We start from the raw sequence: 20,245 nt of genomic DNA, 5'->3' as shown, positions 1-20,245 counted from the left end.
AAATGGAATCGTTTCCAATCCAAAATCTAAAATCCAAAATCCAAAATTGACTATGCCGAATATAAATGAAATTGCAAATTCTGCCAAGGATAATGCTGATAAGCTTGGCATTAAGAAATTCGACATTTATGGCTCAACAGTAGATGACACTAACGTGCAAGTAGACCAAGGTGAGCCAAAACAAGTTAAAGCTTCAAATCGCTCTGGTGTTACTGTTCGTGTCTGGAATGAAGATAATACAATGGGTGTCACCAGCACCACAGATGTAGACCCCAAGGGACTGGAATTAGCTTTGAAAACTGCCTATGAAGCTAGTTTCTTTGGTGTTAAAGAAAATGTTCCTGATTTTAGTCCAGAGGCTACTACTCCGATTCCCAGTAAACCTCTGCATAAGGCACCCCAAGCACCTGTTGCTGAACTCATAGAAAAATTGTTGGTAGCTGAAAAAGAATTACTAGCGGCTCATCCAGCTATTAAAGGTGTGCCTTATAATGGTTTGTCTCAAAGAGATATTGACAGATTTTATCTCAATAGCGACGGTGCGGTGAGAACTGAATCACACTCTTTGGCATCAGTTTATCTTTACAGCAAAACTGAGGAAGATGGCAAAAAACCTCGCAGTGCAGGCGCTTTTAGAATCAACCAAAGTTTAGATAATCTAGATATTAATGGTTGCATCAAAGAAACCGCCGATAAAACTATCAGTCACTTGAATTATGAAAAAATCAAAACTGGTAAATATCGAGTTGTTTTTTCAGCGGAAGCTTTCTTAAGTCTGTTGGGCGCTTTTTCTAACTTGTTTAATGCCCAAAGTATTTTAGACAATCAAAGTCTATCTACTCCTGATGATTTAGGTAAGCAAATTGCTTCGCCTTTAATTTCAGTTTACGATGATGCACTGCACCCAGCTAACGTTGGTGCAGAAAGCTTTGATGGCGAAGGAACTCCCACTCGTCAAATTTCGCTGATTGAAAATGGCGTTTTAACAGGATTTCTCCATAGTGCTGGCACCGCTAAAAGGTTAAATGCCCAGCCAACGGGTAATGCTAGTATTGGTGCAAAAGTCAGCGTCAGTCCCAATTTTTATCACGTATTTTCAACGGCAACTCCTGAGCAAGAGTTTAGCTTAGAAAATGCTGAAAATGTGATTTTTATCGATGATTTACAAGCTCTCCATGCTGGAGTTAAATCCTTACAAGGTTCCTTTTCTTTGCCGTTTGATGGTTGGCTAGTTAATAAGGGTGTCAGGACAAGTATTGAGTCAGCAACTGTTGCTGGCGATTTCTTAGAACTCTTGAAGTCAATTATTTATGTAGAAAAAGAGCCAGAGTTAACGCCAGGTGGTGTTTGCCCGAAAATTTGGGTTAATGAACTATCGATTACTGGCGAATAAAACTTAGGAAGTGCAGAGTTAGGAGTTAAACTCTTAACTCTTAACTTGGAAATAATGACTCATCATTAGTATTCACCACCAATGCTAATGGCAGTATTAAATACATCAGCGCCGCTTAAATCAATACCAGCTAAAACAGCGCCGTCTACGTCACTATTATATAAACGGGAATTACTCAAATTCACGTTGGTAAGATTGGCATTATTTAACATCGTATCGCTAACAAATGCTTCTGTAAGATTAGCAGACTTTAAATTAGCTCCAGTTAAATCGGCACCTTCTAAGTTAGCACCTTCTAGATTAGCTCCTTTTAAATTTGCATTTCTCAAGTCAACACCGATTAGATGAGCGCCTTTAAGGTTAACTCCTGCTAGATTGCATCCCGAACATTCTCTAGTTTCTAACAAGCGGCGGACAGGGGCGGAATTTTCTGCTTTGACGGGAATGGGAGCAGCTAAGGATAGCGTGCTGAGTAAGGCTGCTGCCGTCAAAAAAATTCGTTTCATAATTTACCTCGGACACTTCTAGAAGTCATTAAACTCTGAACTTCTACGATACCAGTGTGCCAAGATTACAGAATTCTGTCCTCATGCGATCGGAGGAATAATAAATGCCATGAGATGAGATATTCTTCCGTAACGTAGTCCTATGGGAATAAATTTCAAACTGAGATTATATTACTAAGCTTTGCCGCTACCTAATAGGTACAAGAGTGCCATCCGAACAGCAACACCGCTGGTAACTTGTGATTGAATGAGACTAAACTCTGGGTCATCCATCAATTCAGAACTAATTTCAACACCACGGTTGACGGGGCCTGGATGCAAAACTTTGACGTTAGGTTTACAAAGTTGCAGTTTTGTGCGTGTAATACCAAACAGTTGATGATATTCTCGCAAACTTGGCAGTAAATGAGCCGTCATCCGTTCCTTTTGCAGACGCAATGTCATCACAAAATCGGCATTCTGCAAAGCTGGTTCTAGTTGCCAATGGAGAAATAATTGGGGATTGGGGGAATTACTCCTGCCTTCTGCCTCTTCCGAGATAAACTCGGCAAATAATTTAGGTAAGAGGGTTGGTGGTGCTGCCAAATGCACTTCGGCACCGCTGGCAATTAAACTCCAAATATTCGATCGCGCCACGCGAGAATGGAGAATATCCCCAACAATGGCAATCTTTTTCCCCTTTAAAAGTTCTAGTCGGGGATGATCTGGGTCAATTAGAGTAGTTATGGTAAATAAATCTAGCAGTGCTTGGGAAGGATGTTCATGTTGACCATCACCAGCATTCAGGACGCTAACTCGTACACCTAGACGATCCATTTCAGATGCGATCGCATTTGGTACTCCTGCCTCTCGATGGCGGACTACCATAATATCAGTTCCCATCGCCAAATAGGTTTTCGCCGTGTCGAGAATTGTTTCTCCCTTAGTCATAGAAGATGTGGCGGCGGCGAAGTTCAGTGTATCTGCACTTAAACGTTTGGCAGCAAGTTCAAAACTGCTACGGGTGCGGGTAGACGATTCAAAAAATAAATTCGCCACCACTTGTCCCTGTAAAGTTGGCACTTTCTTTGTCCGCCGTGATAGCACCTCTTGAAAACTGGCAGCAGTTTGCAAAACTGTATCGTATTCAGCGGTAGTAAAGTCAGCTAGGGAAAGAATGTGATGGCGATTCCAGGTAGTAGTAGGCATATTTGGGGACTGGGGACTGGGGACTGGGGACTGGGGACTGGGGAAGAAGCAAGGGAGCAGGCAGCAGGGAGCAAGGGAGAAGAGTTTTCCCTTCTGCCCCCCGCACCCTGCCCCTCAGCCTCTTATGCCCAATGCCCAATCCCTTCATGCTGGTAAATGGAAAACGTTTAAAGCTAAAGAAATTAGGCTGAGGAAGGTTAAAAACCCAATTGTATCTAGCATTGTAGTCACTAACGGACCACTAACCAAGGCGGGGTCAAGTTTCAAGCGTTTCAAAGCCATTGGCAGTAAAGTACCGAGTGTAACAGCCACAATTGTATTAGTTGCCATTACCATGCCGGCAATTAAAGCCACCCATCGCTCTTGGGGTCGTGCCCAAATTAAGGAAAGCAGGATCATCGTTGTGGCTAAAGCGAGAGCTGTACCTAAACCAGCTAGAAGTTCCTTGCGAAGAATTTTTAAAGTATCTTTGGGTGTTACCTCTCCCACTCCCAAGCCGCGAATTGTCACCGTTAATGATTGAATACCGACAGTACCACCAGTGTTAGAAAATATCGGCATGATTACTGCTAGAACTGGCACTGCGGCAATTACAGATTGAAAAGGCGCGATCGCACTGGCTGCACCAATATACAGGGCCATGATGCCCAACAGCCAAGGCAAGCGGTTACGGATGGTTAACAGGGGAGAGGATAAAGCTGCTTCATCACCACTCACACCCCCCAGTTTTTGGATATCTTCTGTGGCTTCCTCTTCCAAAATATCCATAACATCATCAATGGTGACAATGCCAACCAATCGGTCTTCCCGATCAACTACGGGGATAGCGATTAAGTCATAGCGCTGCATGATTCGCGCCACTTCTTCTTGAGGGGTTTCAGTTGTTACCTTAATGACGCGATCGCTAGCAATATCCTTAATAAATACATCGGGAAAGGTAAACAGCAATTGCCTTAGTGAAACTACTCTCACCAGCGTCCGGTTATCATCTGTGACGTAAGCGTAGTAAATCGACTCCTTGTCTTCATCCTGACGGCGGATTTTGCTCAAGGCCTCACCTACAGTCAATCCTTGCCGCAACCGGACATATTCAGTTGTCATCACCCGCCCAGCAGTGCCTTCTGGATAGCCGAGAATCGTTGCTGTTGCTTGCCTTTGTTCTGGACTCAGTTCTTGCAATAGCCGTTTGATTACCCCAGCAGGTAGTTCATCAAACAATTCTGCCCGTTCGTCGGGACTCATGGCTTCTACAAGTTGTACTACCTGGACATCATGGAGAGAATTAATTAGTTCTTCCTGCACCTCTGTCGGCAGATATTCAAATACATCAATTGCCTGACCTTTGTTGAGTAAACGGAATGCGATCGCCCGTTGTTGTTCAGGCAATTGTGTAATGTAGTCTCCCACATCCACAGGTTGCAAGCGATTTAAATCCCATTTCAACTGGTTTAAATCGGTAGTATCAGTCAGCAAATCACGAATATCCTGTGTAAGCATGATATATCTCCTAAGTCTCCCCCGCGCTGGGAGACTTCCTCACCACAGCTCAGAGGAGGTTGATACTGCCATCTTGTGGACTATGGTCCATAAAATTTCAACAATTCAATATCGATAGCTAAATCAAAGCATTGCTAGTCATCATCCTAACCTGGAATAGCGCTGTCCGGTAGATACTGAGAAAATTTTATATCTTTAAGTAGCTTTATATAAATTTTTAGCTTGCTACCTTGATTTTTTTGGGGAATTATTCTGCGATCGTAGTAAGTTTTGCTACTAATATAATCTGTGAGAATTGGCGATCGCGAATAAATAACCATACGGATGGCTAAAAAAAGAGGAGTTGTCTCCAAACAAGGGATTAGAAAACTTCAGCGTATTCACAAATACTTGAGGTTCAGTAATCTAAATTGAGATCCTCTTGCTTGAGTGTCGTTAACTGATTACTAAATCATAAATAGCTTCTAGCTTGGCAGTTTGCTTGTGAATATCAAAATTTTCGCAAATAAACTCTCGTCCTTTTTTACCCATACTTTTAGCTAAAGCCCGGTCAGACAAGAGAATATCTAATTTTTCGGCGAGAGATCGATCGTCTTTTTCATCAACTAAAAAGCCAGTTTCTCCATCTAAAATCGCATCAGGGATAGCGCTATGCCAGGTAGAAGCTATTGGTAAACCAGAAGCGGCAGCTTCCAATATTGAAAGGGGTAAACCTTCGCTATCACCGTTCTTTGCTGTTTGACTGGGTAGAGAAAATATTTCTGCATTTCTCATGGTTTTTTGAATCACTTCATAAGGTTTTGCCCCCATAAAATTTACTCTATTACTAATACCAAGCTCATCTGCTAGAGCTTTAAATTTTTCAGTCATTGTGCCATTTCCAATTTGGATAAGTGACACATCTGGATGCTTACTGGCAATCCGAGCAAAGGCTTTTAATAGGGTATCAATTCCTTTCTTTTCAGTATGTCTGCCTACACATAAAATATATCTTTCACCTTTTGATTCACTGGCTGGGGCAAATTTTTCTAAATCTATACCACTATTTAGCTTAATAATTTTATCTTCAGGATAACCATATTCAATCATCTTTTTATACAAAAAACTAGAAAAAGCGATAAATTTAGATGCTTTTTGTTTTAATTCTTCTTCATGCAAAAGAAATTGATAGAATGCTGGATTACCTGACAGCCACATAGATCGACGTGAAACTGTAATATCAAAACCGTAAAATGTAACGATGAAAGGAATATTTAATTTTTCTGCCAATCGCATTGCGTAAATACCATCTGGACCAAAATGTCCGTGAATTAATTTTAGATTTTTTAGTTCAGCCTCTTTGCCAAACATATTTGGTGAAGCAGAAATTATATGAAATAATTGCTTAATTTTCCACTGGTCATTATCACTAATAGCAATATTATCAAAAGGAATTTCTTCTAATAGTTTACAAGTTAGAAATAACGGTTTGTATGTTTGTAAATTATGGGCTTGCTCTCCAATAAAAGTTTCTGATACTCTCGGATAAGCTCGACGATACATCCCAACTGTTTTCATTGTGTTACTCCTATTTAAGATTAATATTTCTGTTGACAAAAAATGAACAAGATATTGGGTAAAAATTGCTGAAGTTATTTATATATTTACGCCCTTGCTTCTAGCTGCTGCTATTTTTTATAAAATGGTAATTACCTGATTCATTCAGAGCAGCAATAACAATACCAATTTTTAGTTTTTTCAAGCCAATATTAGCCTAAATCAAGGCTTCAATTATTTATGTTAGTAAGTGAAATAATAATTTTTCCTGAAACTATTATTTAGTAAATATCTTAGGGTGTAATAAAGCAAACTAGGATATTTATTATGTAAACAAACCGATTAATCTTTTATGACTTACGCATTGACAGAGAAGCCAAAATAGTAACTATGCTTTTCAAGGCTTCTAGCTAGATTTTTGCGATGCCTACGGTAAATGCTCGCCCACGCAACTAACAAAATATGGTTTGTAAAAGTCTGAACCGAGGTATTTATGCTAATGCACAAGATGAGATATTTGTACAGTGCATAAGCCCTATTTTTTATCAAACTTGATTGGGTTGAGGATAGCCTCCCTTTCTAGACTGCAATTATTTACCGAATGTTTAACACAAGCACATCAATTTTAAAACATATCTACATTAAAATTATATTTATTAAATAAATATTTTTGCAAAAAAATGATTTAGTTTATACCAGCATAAGCATAACCTCGGAGTAGTGATTTAGTTTAGACTAGCATAAGCTCATGCTTCGAAGTTAGGCACTCTTGATTTTTGACATCATCGCTACCACTGAATATTATGTCCGGCTAATTAGTTATAATTCCCGAATCTATGCACAAAGCCCAAAAGACCCCCACCTCTGCGGTCTTAATGATAAGTCTTTAACCGGACACGATATGATTTAGTACACCGAATCAATAGTGGATTCCCAAGATCACTCTTGAGAGTTCCTCTTTCTAACACTCGACTTACTTGGAGGGATTTTTCCACCCACGCAGAGATCGATATTTCTAGAGGAGATTAATGTTTCCGTATATCCTACGGTACAGAATCTCATCTCAATGTCCCATTCCCCATAGCCCAAGTGCAAGAAAACCACTCCTTTAAGGGGTTGAATTCTGCAAGTAGTTCTAAACCAAACCATGAAAACATCTACAAAATTGCTAACTCGTCTGGACTATTACTACCAGCAAATCAAAACAATCATTCTGACTCGTCAAAATCCAATTACTGGTTTACTACCTGCGAGTACAGCGATTACAGCCCACGGCGATTATACTGATGCCTGGGTGCGAGACAATGTTTACAGCATTTTGGCAGTTTGGGGTTTAGGACTTGCATACCGCAAGATTGACGACGACAAAGGACGCACCTATGAACTAGAACACAGTGTCATCAAACTGATGCGCGGGTTGTTGTTTGCGATGATGCGACAGTCTCATAAAGTCGAGACATTTAAACATACTCAGTCGCTACTAGATGGACTGCACGCCAAATATAATACCGCGACCGGTGATATTGTTGTTGGTGATGATGAATGGGGACATTTGCAACTTGATGCCACATCTATATTTTTGCTGATGTTGGCGCAAATGACGGCAGCAGGATTGCCAATAATTTATTCAATTGATGAAGTTAATTTCGTCCAAAATTTGGTTTACTATATTGGACGAGCTTACCGCACAACAGATTACGGCATTTGGGAACGTGGGAATAAAATTAATCGTGGTAGTGCTGAGTTAAATGCCAGTTCTGTAGGCATGGCAAAAGCTGCTTTAGAAGCTATCAATGGACTAGATTTGTTTGGTGTGCGTGGTAGTCAAGCATCGGTGATTCATGTGCTACCAGATGAAATCGCCCGCGCCCGGATTACCCTAGAATCCTTATTACCGAGGGAATCTGGTTCTAAAGAAATTGATGCGGCGCTGTTAAGTATTATTAGTTATCCTGCCTTTGCAGTGGAAGATTTGGAGTTACGCGATCGCACTCTAAACGATATTATCAATAAACTCGCAGGTAAATACGGCTGCAAACGCTTTCTGCGTGATGGACACCAAACCGTTTTAGAAGATCATCAGCGTTTGCACTACGAACCGTGGGAACTCAAGCAATTTGAGCATATTGAATGCGAATGGCCGTTATTTTTCACTTATTTAGTTTTAGATGGATTATTTCGCGGCGAACAAGAACAAGTTAAAAAATACCAAGAGCTTTTAGAATCATTACTCATAGAACAAGATGGTTTGCGTTTATTGCCAGAACTTTATTATGTTCCAGCCGAAAACATAGAAGCAGAAAGGTTAGCACCTCAAACGCAACCACGTTTGCCCAATGAAAATATTCCTTTGGTATGGGCGCAGAGTTTATATTTCCTCAGTCAAATGTTGAGTGAAGGGTTACTAGCGGTTGGTGATATCGACCCTTTAGGAAGACATTTGTGTGTGGGTAAACAACGCGAGGCATTGGTACAAATTGCTTTATTAGCAGAAGATGAAGATTTACAGACGAAACTAGAAGTTCATGGAATTGAAGCACAAACACCCGCCCAAGTAGAACCGATTCAAGTGAGAAAAGCTGGAGAATTTTCAGCTATTTATACCCAAATTGGACGTAATGATAAACTTGGTTTAACTGGGCGGCCAGTGCGGCGGCTGCGGAGTTTAACAACATCTAGAATATTTCGGATTCGTGGTGAAACAATTGTATTTTTGCCTTCCTTTTCCGACTCTCAACAGTTTTATTTAACCCTTGATTACCATTTTTTACTGGATCAAATTAGAAGCGAACTAGCTTACATTCAAAAATATTGGAGCGATTTAGGTCGTCCTACTCTGACTTTAATGTTGACGCACACCATGTTAGAAAGTGGTTCTGAGGCATTACTAGAACTGATGCAAGAACTCAAAGATGGTATTTGTAATGGTGTACGGGTAAAATTAGGGCGGCTAAATCAGCTAATGTTAACAGCCGGAATCCAAAGAATTGATTTCCTCCCCAATGCAGAATTCGCGCGATCGCCAGTAAAAAATGCTAGCCCACGTTGCTATTATTTAGCGTATCACCCTGAGAAAAACTGGCGCTTAGGGCATACCCAAGAATTTCAAATGGAGTGTGAAACCAACTTTGGGTTATTACTTTCTCATTTGCGTTCATCAGAGAATATCTACGAGCAAATTGAGTTACTGCAAACTTTAACTCGCTTACAGGGAATGCAATTTGATACAGGATATGGCGGGCCAGGATATCCTGTCACCGTAGGCGATTTACTCGACGAAGTTTATACCAAAGCTGGAGATTTAGGCATTTGGGCAGTAGTGCGTCGGGCTGCGGGGTTACGCCAAATGGTTGATATCAGCCTGTCAGATGCAGTAACGAGTATTTTGGTGCGAGGTAAACAAATTGCTGTGGGTAAAGCTTACAGCGAAGCGTCCTTAATTACAGTACCCATGTCCCACGATGAAATTGCCGATAAAATTAATCATTTTTGTCGTGAAGATATCCGCGATCGCGTCCTCACTCAAGAGATTTTAATCTATCTTGGTATCTTAATTCGCTCAGAACCCGAACTATTCCAAGGACTACTAACGCTAAGAGTTGGCTATCTCATCCTGTTGATAACCAGCGAACTAGCGCGGGAATTACACGTTACTCAAGATGAAGCTTACGATTACTTAATGCAACTTTCACCCTTTGAAGTGAAAATGCGCTTGCGTCAGGTATTAACTGGATATACTGGCATGAGTAACCTGTTACGCCAACAAGAATCACTGCACGTCAAACAAAAAGAAAGTGATATTGCTTGGGTGGTGTTACCAGGAATCGCTGAAGAAATAGAAGTCCCACCAGGTGGTTGGCGGCGGTTTCGTCAAGCCGAGGGTGCGACAGGGCGCGTACCAAAAGACTTTTTCAAGCAGGTTTGGCTATTAATGCAACATTGCAAAGGTCTAGTAATTGGCGATAAACTAGAGCGCCGCAACCGTTTAGATAGTGAGATAATGTTGTCAGAAATGACAGCGGGGGAAAGGAATTTTGCGCTGTTAGTTGAGCATTTGCTGAATAAAATCGAAGCTCCAGAATATCGCCAAGTTAATATTGAAGCATTAATCGAATTAGCTGCGATCGCAGCCAATAATCCCAAGCTGCAAATTGAAGAATATATCGTGTTGGATGTGTTGATTGGCCATGCAGTGCGATTGGCGTGGTTAGAGAATCATAGTCAACGCAGCGATCGCTATGATGAGGATAAGGCGAGTGCGTGGCGATCGTTTTACAATACCTCTCCTAGAGATTGCGCTAGTTATATTTTGAAGGCATTCAGGTTCTTGACGGAATTTGTGAAAGATTTTTAAACGCAAAGGGTCGCAAAGGGAAGCGCAGAGGAACGCAGAGAATGAGTTGAGTGGGGTGATTATTGGGTGTGCGATGAGGGTGCATACTGCTTTGGGGCCTGGTTTATTGGAGTCGGCTTATGAGGAGTGTTTGGATTATGAGTTGAAGAAGGCCGGGTTGGGTGTTGGTAAACAAATTCCATTGCCTTTGGTTTACCAAGATGTGCAATTGGAATGCGTTTATCGATTAGATTTGATGGTCGAAAACAAAGTAATTGTAGAGATTAAATCTGTAGAGTCCTTCCACCCAATTCACTCCGTTCAACTCCTAACCTATCTCAAACTAGCAAACTGCAAACTAGGTCTTCTCCTCAACTTTAATGTCCTCCACCTCAAAGAAGGTATTAAACGCGTAGCCAACAACCTCTAACTCCTCCTCTTACTCCCTCTCATCCTCCGCGAACCCCTGCGCTTCCCTCCGCGCCCCTACCCTGCGGGAAGGCGTTCGCGTAGCGTCTCGTAGAGAAGCGCCTATGCGTTGAAAAAAAATATCCCCCACCTAAGACTCCAAAAGCAGGGGTTTTATTAAAACTACTTAACAGAAACAGCATCAACATCAATGGTGCTTCCACTAGAGGTAGAACCCTCAGTAGTATTAGGTACTTCAGTACCCAGATCACCCTTACGAGCTTTCCAGCCCTCAATTACTAGCCCAGACACTTCACTAACTAGCAGAGTCAAAAGGAAAACATCATCAATCTGTCCCACAACAGGTATAAAATCTGGGAGAACATCAAATGGGCTGACCAAATAGACCAACGTTCCTAAAATTACCCACCAACGGTATTTGGGGTTACGAAGTACACTGTGATACCAGGCGTAAAGTGATTGGATTGAGAATTTCATATTTTGAACTGAACCTCCAGTTATCTTTTATTTTGACAAATTATGCGAAAAACTCACGGTGCGAATAACCGTCCTAGTTAGTCTGGAAGACGCTACTAGTAATCTGTCAGCAAAGACAAATAAGTAGGTAGCGGGTTCATCCCAAACAGGCGAAAGTTGTTTGTTTATAGGGCTGATTAATCGATGAGTGCTGATATCTGCTGCCCTAGCCATAAGAGATATGCCTATGTACTGATTGTAGTTTGCTAGAGATTTTATAAATTGCTCGGTATAGTCTTAAACTTCTGTGCAGACCCCAAAGAATAATCTTCTAATTTAAAATCAGCAAAAGGCTTCTTTTCTAACCTATTCCGTAGCGCCTCGTCAAGAATTACACCTGATGATTCTCTTTTAACACCAATAATTATCACACTTGTCTGATATGTCGTTAAATCCTGATTTGCCTGACAATCACTCCGTTGAAATTGACCCAAATTCAATAAGCGATAACTTTTGACACTTGATGTATTAATAAATAATTTTTTAACCAAAAGTTGTATTTGTTTAGAACGTTCTAAAGCCACACGTTCTTGAGCTGATGTATCACCTTTACAAGAAGCTGTACCAACAGAGATAATCTCATTGGGAGCTTCCATTATCTTCTCTATATCTTCTTGTTCTAAGTTCAACTTCAAAAGGTCAACACTAATAATTTCATCATTGTATTTAATTTGAAAGTTGCTACCTAAAAGCCATTTATATTTTAGTGATAAAACTGCTATATTAAACTCAGCAATCCTTCCCTGACTATCCCTGCCTTCTTGATAAGAGAAGTAATCGATATTACCTTTTTTCTCTGGATATTGTCTGTAATAAGATGTTTCAGAAAAATCTGATTTTCGCGTTGCTAAAGTTACTATGCTAAGTAATCCTAATGCAACTAAAAGAACTGCGAAGAATTCTAACAACGGCACTTTCTCCGGTTGTTTATTTGGAGAGAATAAGTTGTTATTAATATCTACAGGTAAATGTTCAAGGTTAGAAGATTCTAGGATATTACTATTTGTCGGAGTAGTTTCTGTTAATTGAGTTTCGATTTCTTCTAGGGAATGCAAAATTTCTTGAGTATTGGCAGGACGTTTTTCTATATCTGACGCTGTTAGCCAATCAATTAAATTCAATAGTAAAGGTGAAATATGGATAGCATGATTTTGCCAGTGCAACAAATTTTGCTGGACATCATACATCTCCAAAGGATGGTATCCTGTCAGCAAAAATACAAAAGTGCGTCCCAAAGCAAAGAAATCTGACTGTGGTACTGCTTGACCATTCATTTGTTCTGGGGCGCTGTAGCCAGATGACATCAGTGCTGTCATCTTGTCGCCATTGCTTAGTTGGTCTTGGTAGGTTTTATTAATTTCATTGGCGGTGCCAAAATCAATCAGTACTAGATTCCCCCAACCCTGCTCAAGGGGGGATCTAATCATGATGTTAGATGGTTTAATATCTCGATGTAGGTATTGTTTGCCATGTACTACATCTAAAATTTCTATCAACTGTCTTAACCAATCTATGGCTTGTTCTTGGGATATGGGGTTATCTTGCTGCTGTAGCCACTGTTCTAAGTTGTAGCCATCAATTTTTTCCATTGCAATGCAATGCAACACTAAACCATTTCGGGTTTGATACTGGAAGTAACTATCTTCTTTGGGAATTCCAGGATGCTTAAATTTTCCCAACACCGTTACTTCTTGCTGAAATAGTTCTACTGCTTTGGCGTCGCCTGATAAATCCTCTTTGAGTATCTTAAGAATTTTGGGAATATCTTGCTCGTATGCCTCATAAACTTTACTAAAACCTGTTTTCTCACTCAACAGGCACGTCACCCGATAACGCCCTAGCAATTCTAGATGGGAACCACAACTTTGACAAAAGCGGTTTTGATGATTATTCGGGTGATTTGGTTTAGGGCAAACGGGATTGATACAAAGGCTCATGACAGGGGAGTGGGGAGTGGGGAATGGGAAGTGGGGGAATGGGGAGCAGGGGAGTGGGGGAGCAGGGGAGCAGAGGAGAAGTAGCAGTAAGTTTTTCCCCTCTGCCTCTTTGCACCTCTGCCTCTTATGCCCAATGCCCAATTCCCCATGCCCAATGCCCAATCCCCCTAGACATCGCTCCTATTAATTCTTCTGTTGCTGTATGACTAATCCCGTCCAAATAATCATGAGATTTTTGATTTGTGTTCTGCCAAGAAAGCTGCCACAGTTTGGTTAAATGTTTCTGGTTGTGTCAAAAACGGCCAATGATTGCCGGGAACTTGGCAGATACATAAGTTATGAAGATAAGTTTTGTAGGGTTGAATTTGCCAATTTTGGCGGTTTAGTCCTTGTTTTGGCTGGACGAATAGGGCAGGAGTGTCAAGGGGAATTGTAAAACCTGGCACTTGCATCACTGCCTCAAAAATTCCGTCGCGGGCGGCTATGGTAAATTTGCTGCCCCAACTCCCATCGGGTTTTTGTTCTATTCCTGCTTGGAAGACTTGCTGTTGTAAGGAACTCCATCCTTGATATTGCTTTAATTGCCGTGCTTGTTGTTCGGCTTCTTCGTGGCTGGCAAAGGGCCCCATGCTTTTAAGAAAAGGCAAGAAGCGATATAACATTGGGAAAGTTACCCTGAAAAGACTGGGCATTTTCCAGATAAAAATCGGATCGACGAGAATTATACTCCGTAAACGCTTTGGGTTTTGTCTTGCCCAAATAGCGGCTAATTTTCCTGTCCACGAATGACTTACAATATGGGCAAAAGTCCATCCAAGACTATCCATGAGTGCTTCAAGGTCTGCGATCGCACTCTCAAAGCTATAATCTATCTCTGGTTTACTACTTTGGCCATGTCCGCGCATATCTGGCGCAATTATGTGGTAATCCGCCGCCAAGTAATCTCCTAAACTAGACCACACTAGAGCATGATCGCCTAAGCCATGTAACAGCAGTAAAGGTTCTTGACCTTGATTCCATTCTAAATAAGAAAGTTGGATATCAGGCTTTGATAAAGTTTGACGTACAGGCATCATTGCACATCCAGGCGTAGATAGTTTTGCGTTTATATAGTACTGCGGAAGAAGATGGGGAGCAGAGGGGCAGGGAAGCAGGGGAAGCAGGGGAAGCAGGGGACAAGGAGAATAACCATACCCAATGTCCAATGTCCGATGCCCAATGCCCAATGCCCAATGCCCAATGCCCAATCCAATTGTTACCATTTACCACTTTATGACTCTGAGGATTGTACCAATTGACACGAAACAATGAGGCTAATGAATGCCAAGATCAAGAAAAGGATGCCCCAAGGATATTAAAAGTACTATGCCAGAATTACACCAATCAATTGCCCAGCATTATCACGAACGGACTAAATACAACCCTGAAACTCTCGCTTCCAAAAGTCAGCGCTTAGACTGGACTAAACAGCCAGTCCCCTTTAAAGAGTACAAAATTGGCTCTACTTTTGATCTCAAACCCTATATCCAAGAAAAAGCAGAGGCTTACGCTAATAACCCAGATGCTCTATGGTGGCAAAGACTTTCACGGCTATTGTTTCGCAGTTATGGATTGACGGCGAAAATGCCTTCTATGGGTAGTGCAGTGTATTTACGCGCTGCTCCCAGTGCAGGCGGATTATACCCTGCTGAGGTTTATGTGGTTTCTCGTGGCACCTCGTTATTGCCGCCTGGTCTATATAACTACCAGTGTCGAACTCATTCTCTCATGCATTATTGGGAAAGCGATGTTTGGCAAACTCTCCAAGCAGCTTGTTTCTGGCATCCTTCTTTAGAAAATACTCAACTGGCAATTATTGTGACTGCGGTATTCTACCGTTCTGCGTGGCGCTATGAAGATCGGGCTTATCGGCGGATTTTTCTGGATACGGGACATCTGCTGGGTAATATCGAGTTAGCTGCTGCGATTACTGACTATCGCCCCCATTTAATCGGCGGTTTTGTGGATGAATCAGTTAACGATCTGCTTTATATCGATCCGCAACAAGAAGGTGCGATCGCTGTCTTACCTCTGGCAGACTTGTTAGACGTGAATCAAAATTTGCCATTGGGATGTACTGCTTTACCTTCCGCCACCGAAACCAGTTATCCTCAAATCCCTGATGGCGAACTACTAACATATTTCCATCGGCACACGCAGATCCAATCAGGTGTAACTGGTAATCTTAATCTACCAACTATTAAACAAGAAAAATCTTTGGAGGATAAATACAATTTTCCTTTCTGTTTAAAAATTCCCACCACCACCGCACCTATAAACTGGGGACAAAAACTATCAGAACTGGAAGGCACTATGTATAAGCGACGCTCTACCCGCGCTTACAATGGTGATGATTTAAGCTTCGATGAATTGAAAAGTTTACTCGATTTTACTTACCAACCGCAAAATTACATTGACCAAAGCTTAGATATTTCTCCAGACTACTTCGATCTAAATTTAATCGAAACATTCATTGCTGTTTGCGGAGTCAAAGGACTGGAGGCGGGTTGTTACTATTACGCACCCAAAGCCCAAGAATTACGCCAAATTCGGTTTAAAAACTTTCGGCGAGAGTTACATTTTCTCTGTTTAGGACAAGAATTAGGGCGGGATGCAGCGGCGGTGTTATTTCATACAGCTGATTTGAAAGCTGCGATCGCACAATATGGCGATCGCGTTTACCGTTACTTACACATGGATGCCGGTCATTTGGGACAACGCCTGAATTTAGCGGCAATGCACCTAAATATCGGCGTCAGTGGTATCGGTGGATTCTTTGACGATCAAGTAAATGAAGTTTTAGGCATTCCTGCTGATGAAGCTGTTTTATATATCACTACATTGGGACGCCCAAGATAAAAATAATCCCAGAGGCGCAAAGAATCCAGAGAGTTTCTTTCTGTGTCCTTTACGTCTCTGTGCAAGCTTACGGGGCTACAACTTGGACTAGGCGTGCAGATAAAATAAGCCTCATCGCCCTTTCTCCTTGTTGGTAGTACTGGTGCTTGTTAGGATTTAGTATCAATAATTCGGCAACTAATAATCCAATATAAAAACTGCTATGACGGCGAATAGTCCGTCCAGTTTCTTTAATTCGACCGATGTATTTTTGGATACCCATACATTTAATTTATGGTTGGGGTCTAAATACCCATCCATGACGTAATTCAGAATTGCGAATTGCGAATGGGGATTTTGGTAAATCTGGGTAATTTACGTTTTTGTCAGTTTTTCCTGAATGAATGTCCTGTTTTGCTTCTCGACTAGCTGTAGATGTGATTAGAAACGGATTATTAGGGAGAATTCTTTGAGCATCGAAAACGACGGTCGCGGCAGTGGCAGGTAGTGTTATGGCTTTTGTATTAGTTATAGATAGCGTCGGCGCAGCCCAACCTAGTCATCGCTATAGACTGGTGAAGCTCCGATATTGAGCTGGTGTTATGTTGAATGGGGCAAGAGTGATTAAAAAGGGTTAATGTCTCTTACCTGCTCCCAGATATAGCTCACCCACTTTCGGGTCATTCAACAATTCTTCACCAGGACCGGAGATCGCATCACGTCCCGATTCTAATACATATCCACGATTAGCCATCTCTAAAGCTTTACGGGCATTTTGTTCTACTAATACGATCGCAGTACCTGCCTGATTAATTTGTTTAATCTGCTCGAACACTTGTGTCACCAAAATCGGCGACAAAGCAGCAGATGGCTCATCTAAAATCAGCAAACCAGGTTCCAACATCAAAGCTTTGCCCATCGCTAGCATCTGGCGTTCTCCTCCAGAGAGAGTACCAGCGCGTTGACGACGGCGATCGCTTAGTCTGGGAAACATAGTAAATATTTTATCTTTAATTGGTTTCAGGGGAACGTTAAGCACAAAAGCACCCATCTCCAAATTCTCTTCAACACTGAGGGAGGGGAAAACATTGGCGATTTGCGGTACGTAGCACATTCCTCGTTGGACAATTTGATTGGACTTTAGCCCCACGATATTTTCACCTTTGAAGGTAATTGTGCCTGTGTGGGGGATCAAAAGCCCAAAAATTGCTTTTGCCAAAGTAGATTTACCTGCACCGTTGGGGCCAATCACTGTCACCAATTCCCCTGGTGCAACCTGAAAATTCACACCTTGCAGGATATCTACATCTTTGATGTATCCAGCGTGAACATTTTGAACTTCTAATAAATAATCATTTGTCATTGGTCACTTGTCATTGGTCATTGGTCAACAGTCAAGTCAAACATAACTATTGACTATTGACTGTTGACTATGGACTATTACGGAGTTTTTTGCAACTCTGGTCGTTCTTCTGCAAGAATTGCCCCTTCTACAGGGCAAACTTGGAGACAGATGCCACAGTCGATGCAAGTGGCAAAATCAATCCAGTACCAATCAGTTCCCTTGGTGTTTTTGCCTGGGCCATCATGAATACAAGCTACTGGACAGGCATCTACGCAATCAGCAACGCCTTCACAGACTTCTGTAACAATTGTATGCGGCATGTTCTTGATTCCCTCTTTTCTGTATCGGCTCTTTCTAGACTAGCAGGGGAGGGGGAGAGCAGGGGGGCAGGGGAGCAGGGGAGAAGTTGCAGTAAGTCTTTCCCCTCTGCCCCTCTGCCTCTTTTCCCATGCCCATTAAAGTAATGGTTCTATTTTGGGTGAGCCATCAGCTTTGATCCAGGCAATTTGGGCAATGCCGCGATCGCTTGCATATTGGCGAATCGCCTCTGCATCTCTTCCCCCCAAGTCAATTTCTACTCGCACCAAATCAGCAGAATCTCTGAGTTTTTGCGCGTATACAAAGGCGGCGGTGTTAGCACTAGTTGTCTCCGGTGCTACCAACCAGTCACTCGCTGGAGTTTCTTGTGGTAATTGCTGGGTAGACAACAGAACTTGGTATAAATCTTCGATACTTAGTCCAAAACCAATTCCGGGAATATTTTCTCCTTGAGGATGATATAGCCCCAAAAGCTGGTCATAGCGACCACCGCGCCCTAAGACTCTGGCTTGGGATTCGGTATCGTTGACAACTTCAAAGACGATACCAGTGTAGTAGTCTATGGTTTGGATTAGGCTGAGGTCGAGGATTAACGGAAATTTTTTCTCTGATTCTAGTAATTCTACTAGGGATTTGAGGTTATTCACTGCCTCTCGCTGTTCTTCATCTAAATCCAAACTACTAACTTTTTGCAACACGTCTGCACTTGGCCCACGCAAATCCATGATGATTTGGGCGCGATCGCGCAGTTTGTCACTTAGGGGTAAATTATCTATGGTGATGCGGTCAAGATGAGCGATCGCACTGCGAACTTGATCTTGTAAATTAGCAGGAAAGGCACTCAGGAGCGATCGGGTAATTCCCGCCTCACCTAAAATTAAATGCCATCCCTGCAAACCTAATGCTGCTAAACAATCTGCTACTAACAGCAGTACTTCGGCATTTGCCAGCAATCCGCCAGTACCTAACAACTCCACCCCAGCTTGATAAAACTCTTGCTGGCGATTATGCCTACTTTCCCAAGTGCGGCGAAACACATTGGCGTTGTAATACAACCGTTGTGGATAAGTGACACCAGCCATCCGAGTGACAACAGTACGAGCAATAGATGCTGTTAATTCTGGACGTAGCCCTAATTCATCATCTTCGCCATTTTGTTGTAGTTGAATCACCATCTGACGCTGGATTGCTTCCCCCGCCATCAGGGTATCCATGCGCTCTAAAGTCGAGGTGATAATCCTGTGATATCCCCAGCGATGAAACACCTGCTGTAACCGATCTTCAATCCAGCGTTTTTTCTCCACATCCAAGGGCAATAAATCCCTGGCTCCCGCTGCTGGTTGATACACCATTATTTTTTCTTCCCACCAAACAAACCACCGAACAAACCACTACCAGATTTATCTGGTTGCTTATCTCCATTATTGGGGGATGAAGTCACCTTATGATCGCTAGGTTGTTGTCCTAAAGCCTTATCTATTTTAGGTTTCCATTGCAGAGCCGTTTCGTCACTGGGGTCTAATTTTAGAGCGTTGTCAAAGTGGATTTTTGCCATTTTTAGCTGATTTTGCTTTAAATACACCATTGCAATTAAGCTATGACAGCGACTATTTTTCGGTTCTAGCTTCAGGGCATCTTGCAACTCTACTTTGGCTTGGGCAAATTGGTTTTTGTCAATCAAAGATTGAGCGCGACGAATATACTGTTCTAGAATCAAGTCTTCTTTTGATGGTGCTGGTGCTGGTGGTGTATTTTTTGGTGTATTTGGCTGAGGCGTACCTGATTCGGCTTTGGATTGAGCCTGTGGCGGTGCTGCGGATGCTTTACCCGCACTCCGCATTAAATACACTAAATTCAACTCACTAGCTTGGGCAATGACTTGCAGCGCTTGTTCTAAAGAATAATATTGGGTTTGGGCTAGTTTCGCGATCGCAGTTTTATAGAAATGATCGATATTAGCCGCCTCAACTAACTGTTTAGCCAAGTCGGTGGTGAGAGTTACCGAAGTAGACTCTTGTAGCAGGCGCTTGCCAATTTGCGACAAAATTAGAATATATTCAGTGCGACTGCGATCGGCAGCAAGTTTTTCGTAAGCTGGGTTAACCAACTTTGATAACAGTTCGTTACCAAGATGTTTTTGAGCAGCAGTTTCAGTAAGACTACTGTCTGGGTGCAAACGACGGGCGACTTGGAGATAGCGTTTGCGAATCTCTTTGACATCGGCATCAACTGGAACGCACAGCACTGCGTGATGATCTATGAAATCATATTTAAATAGTCCACGATCTATTTTGAAAGACATATATAGTTTTTGCACCAAGGGAGCAGTTAGATTGCTTTTAGTTTACCCAAAGTCTGGGGTAAAGCCCC

General features: G+C 42.0%; 16 protein-coding genes and 1 pseudogene. 4 read left to right on the top strand and 13 right to left on the bottom strand.

Annotated features, from left to right (window positions below):
• Positions 1-52 precede the first annotated feature (52 nt).
• Complete coding sequence (locus tag HWQ43_RS04265; protein ID WP_292730607.1) at positions 53-1,393, top strand: TldD/PmbA family protein; 1,341 nt, start codon at positions 53-55, stop codon at positions 1,391-1,393.
• A 65-nt stretch (positions 1,394-1,458) separates the two neighbouring features.
• Here HWQ43_RS04265 and HWQ43_RS04260 read toward each other — a convergent pair whose 3' ends face one another.
• The 5 genes from HWQ43_RS04260 to HWQ43_RS04240 form a co-directional block, all read right to left on the bottom strand.
• Positions 1,459-1,899 carry a pentapeptide repeat-containing protein gene (locus HWQ43_RS04260; protein ID WP_292730605.1) on the bottom strand — a complete coding sequence of 147 codons (441 nt, stop codon included), beginning with the start codon at positions 1,897-1,899 and terminating at the stop codon, positions 1,459-1,461.
• Between the two features lie 174 nt (positions 1,900-2,073).
• Positions 2,074-3,087, bottom strand: a complete 1,014-nt coding sequence (locus tag HWQ43_RS04255) for an aspartate carbamoyltransferase catalytic subunit (RefSeq protein WP_292730603.1) — start codon at positions 3,085-3,087, stop codon at positions 2,074-2,076.
• Positions 3,088-3,231: 144 nt separating this feature from the next.
• Positions 3,232-4,584, bottom strand: coding sequence for a magnesium transporter (gene mgtE / locus HWQ43_RS04250; protein ID WP_292730601.1), 1,353 nt, complete (start codon positions 4,582-4,584; stop codon positions 3,232-3,234).
• Between the two features lie 146 nt (positions 4,585-4,730).
• A complete protein-coding gene (locus HWQ43_RS04245; protein WP_292730599.1) occupies positions 4,731-4,904 on the bottom strand; it encodes a hypothetical protein in 174 nt (57 codons plus the stop codon).
• 115 nt (positions 4,905-5,019) lie between these two features.
• Positions 5,020-6,141 (bottom strand): glycosyltransferase, encoded by a 1,122-nt coding sequence (locus HWQ43_RS04240; RefSeq protein ID WP_292730597.1) that lies wholly within the window; start codon positions 6,139-6,141, stop codon positions 5,020-5,022.
• A 1,126-nt stretch (positions 6,142-7,267) separates the two neighbouring features.
• Between HWQ43_RS04240 and HWQ43_RS04235 the strand changes: the two genes are divergently transcribed.
• On the top strand, positions 7,268-10,474 hold the full coding sequence (locus HWQ43_RS04235; RefSeq protein WP_292730596.1) for a glycoside hydrolase family 15 protein: 3,207 nt from the start codon (positions 7,268-7,270) through the stop codon (positions 10,472-10,474).
• A gap of 46 nt (positions 10,475-10,520) precedes the next feature.
• Positions 10,521-10,883 (top strand): GxxExxY protein, encoded by a 363-nt coding sequence (locus HWQ43_RS04230; RefSeq protein ID WP_292730594.1) that lies wholly within the window; start codon positions 10,521-10,523, stop codon positions 10,881-10,883.
• Positions 10,884-11,044: 161 nt separating this feature from the next.
• Here the strand turns inward: HWQ43_RS04230 and HWQ43_RS04225 are convergent, their stop codons facing one another.
• The 3 genes from HWQ43_RS04225 to HWQ43_RS04215 all read right to left on the bottom strand — a co-directional run bounded on the left by HWQ43_RS04225 (position 11,045) and on the right by HWQ43_RS04215 (position 14,408).
• Positions 11,045-11,359: a YkvA family protein gene (locus HWQ43_RS04225; protein ID WP_292730592.1), complete on the bottom strand. Its 315-nt coding sequence runs from the start codon at positions 11,357-11,359 to the stop codon at positions 11,045-11,047.
• 254 nt (positions 11,360-11,613) lie between these two features.
• Positions 11,614-13,335, bottom strand: coding sequence for a serine/threonine-protein kinase (locus HWQ43_RS04220; RefSeq protein WP_292730590.1), 1,722 nt, complete (start codon positions 13,333-13,335; stop codon positions 11,614-11,616).
• Positions 13,336-13,559: 224 nt separating this feature from the next.
• Positions 13,560-14,408: an alpha/beta hydrolase gene (locus tag HWQ43_RS04215; protein WP_292730678.1), complete on the bottom strand. Its 849-nt coding sequence runs from the start codon at positions 14,406-14,408 to the stop codon at positions 13,560-13,562.
• Positions 14,409-14,700: 292 nt separating this feature from the next.
• On the opposite strand from HWQ43_RS04215, the gene HWQ43_RS04210 reads away from it, so the two are divergent.
• Positions 14,701-16,233: a SagB/ThcOx family dehydrogenase gene (locus tag HWQ43_RS04210; protein WP_292730676.1), complete on the top strand. Its 1,533-nt coding sequence runs from the start codon at positions 14,701-14,703 to the stop codon at positions 16,231-16,233.
• A 67-nt stretch (positions 16,234-16,300) separates the two neighbouring features.
• Here HWQ43_RS04210 and HWQ43_RS04205 read toward each other — a convergent pair.
• The 5 genes and pseudogenes from HWQ43_RS04205 to HWQ43_RS04185 all read right to left on the bottom strand — a co-directional run.
• Positions 16,301-16,504 (bottom strand): annotated as a pseudogene (locus HWQ43_RS04205) (hypothetical protein); the annotation flags it as partial.
• 342 nt (positions 16,505-16,846) lie between these two features.
• Positions 16,847-17,575, bottom strand: a complete 729-nt coding sequence (locus tag HWQ43_RS04200) for an ABC transporter ATP-binding protein (RefSeq protein WP_099102504.1) — start codon at positions 17,573-17,575, stop codon at positions 16,847-16,849.
• Between the two features lie 77 nt (positions 17,576-17,652).
• The gene (locus HWQ43_RS04195; RefSeq protein WP_094353237.1) at positions 17,653-17,877 is read right to left on the bottom strand and encodes a ferredoxin family protein; all 225 of its coding nucleotides are present in this window, start codon (positions 17,875-17,877) and stop codon (positions 17,653-17,655) included.
• 135 nt (positions 17,878-18,012) lie between these two features.
• Positions 18,013-19,227 (bottom strand): ATP phosphoribosyltransferase regulatory subunit, encoded by a 1,215-nt coding sequence (locus HWQ43_RS04190; RefSeq protein ID WP_292730585.1) that lies wholly within the window; start codon positions 19,225-19,227, stop codon positions 18,013-18,015.
• The gene (locus HWQ43_RS04185; RefSeq protein ID WP_292730583.1) at positions 19,227-20,177 is read right to left on the bottom strand and encodes a J domain-containing protein; all 951 of its coding nucleotides are present in this window, start codon (positions 20,175-20,177) and stop codon (positions 19,227-19,229) included. Before HWQ43_RS04185 ends, HWQ43_RS04190 begins: the two co-directional genes overlap by 1 nt.
• Between the last annotated feature and the right edge of the window lie 68 nt (positions 20,178-20,245).

Origin of the sequence: Nostoc sp. JL31, from assembly GCF_017114965.1 — a bacterium.
GTDB lineage: Bacteria > Cyanobacteriota > Cyanobacteriia > Cyanobacteriales > Nostocaceae > Nostoc > Nostoc punctiforme_A.
The sequence above is the reverse complement of the archived record's forward strand: the minus strand, read 5'-3'. Positions and strand labels throughout refer to the sequence as shown.

Coding starts and splice junctions, on each gene's coding strand:
- HWQ43_RS04265 (WP_292730607.1), top strand. CDS start 53: ATGCCGAATATAAATGAAATTGCAAATTCTGCCAAGGATAATGCTGAT.
- HWQ43_RS04235 (WP_292730596.1), top strand. CDS start 7,268: ATGAAAACATCTACAAAATTGCTAACTCGTCTGGACTATTACTACCAG.
- HWQ43_RS04245 (WP_292730599.1), bottom strand. CDS start 4,904: ATGGTTATTTATTCGCGATCGCCAATTCTCACAGATTATATTAGTAGC.
- HWQ43_RS04195 (WP_094353237.1), bottom strand. CDS start 17,877: ATGCCGCATACAATTGTTACAGAAGTCTGTGAAGGCGTTGCTGATTGC.
- HWQ43_RS04240 (WP_292730597.1), bottom strand. CDS start 6,141: ATGAAAACAGTTGGGATGTATCGTCGAGCTTATCCGAGAGTATCAGAA.
- HWQ43_RS04185 (WP_292730583.1), bottom strand. CDS start 20,177: ATGTCTTTCAAAATAGATCGTGGACTATTTAAATATGATTTCATAGAT.
- HWQ43_RS04225 (WP_292730592.1), bottom strand. CDS start 11,359: ATGAAATTCTCAATCCAATCACTTTACGCCTGGTATCACAGTGTACTT.
- mgtE (WP_292730601.1), bottom strand. CDS start 4,584: ATGCTTACACAGGATATTCGTGATTTGCTGACTGATACTACCGATTTA.
- HWQ43_RS04190 (WP_292730585.1), bottom strand. CDS start 19,227: ATGGTGTATCAACCAGCAGCGGGAGCCAGGGATTTATTGCCCTTGGAT.
- HWQ43_RS04255 (WP_292730603.1), bottom strand. CDS start 3,087: ATGCCTACTACTACCTGGAATCGCCATCACATTCTTTCCCTAGCTGAC.
- HWQ43_RS04215 (WP_292730678.1), bottom strand. CDS start 14,408: ATGCCTGTACGTCAAACTTTATCAAAGCCTGATATCCAACTTTCTTAT.
- HWQ43_RS04210 (WP_292730676.1), top strand. CDS start 14,701: ATGCCAGAATTACACCAATCAATTGCCCAGCATTATCACGAACGGACT.
- HWQ43_RS04220 (WP_292730590.1), bottom strand. CDS start 13,335: ATGAGCCTTTGTATCAATCCCGTTTGCCCTAAACCAAATCACCCGAAT.
- HWQ43_RS04260 (WP_292730605.1), bottom strand. CDS start 1,899: ATGAAACGAATTTTTTTGACGGCAGCAGCCTTACTCAGCACGCTATCC.
- HWQ43_RS04200 (WP_099102504.1), bottom strand. CDS start 17,575: ATGACAAATGATTATTTATTAGAAGTTCAAAATGTTCACGCTGGATAC.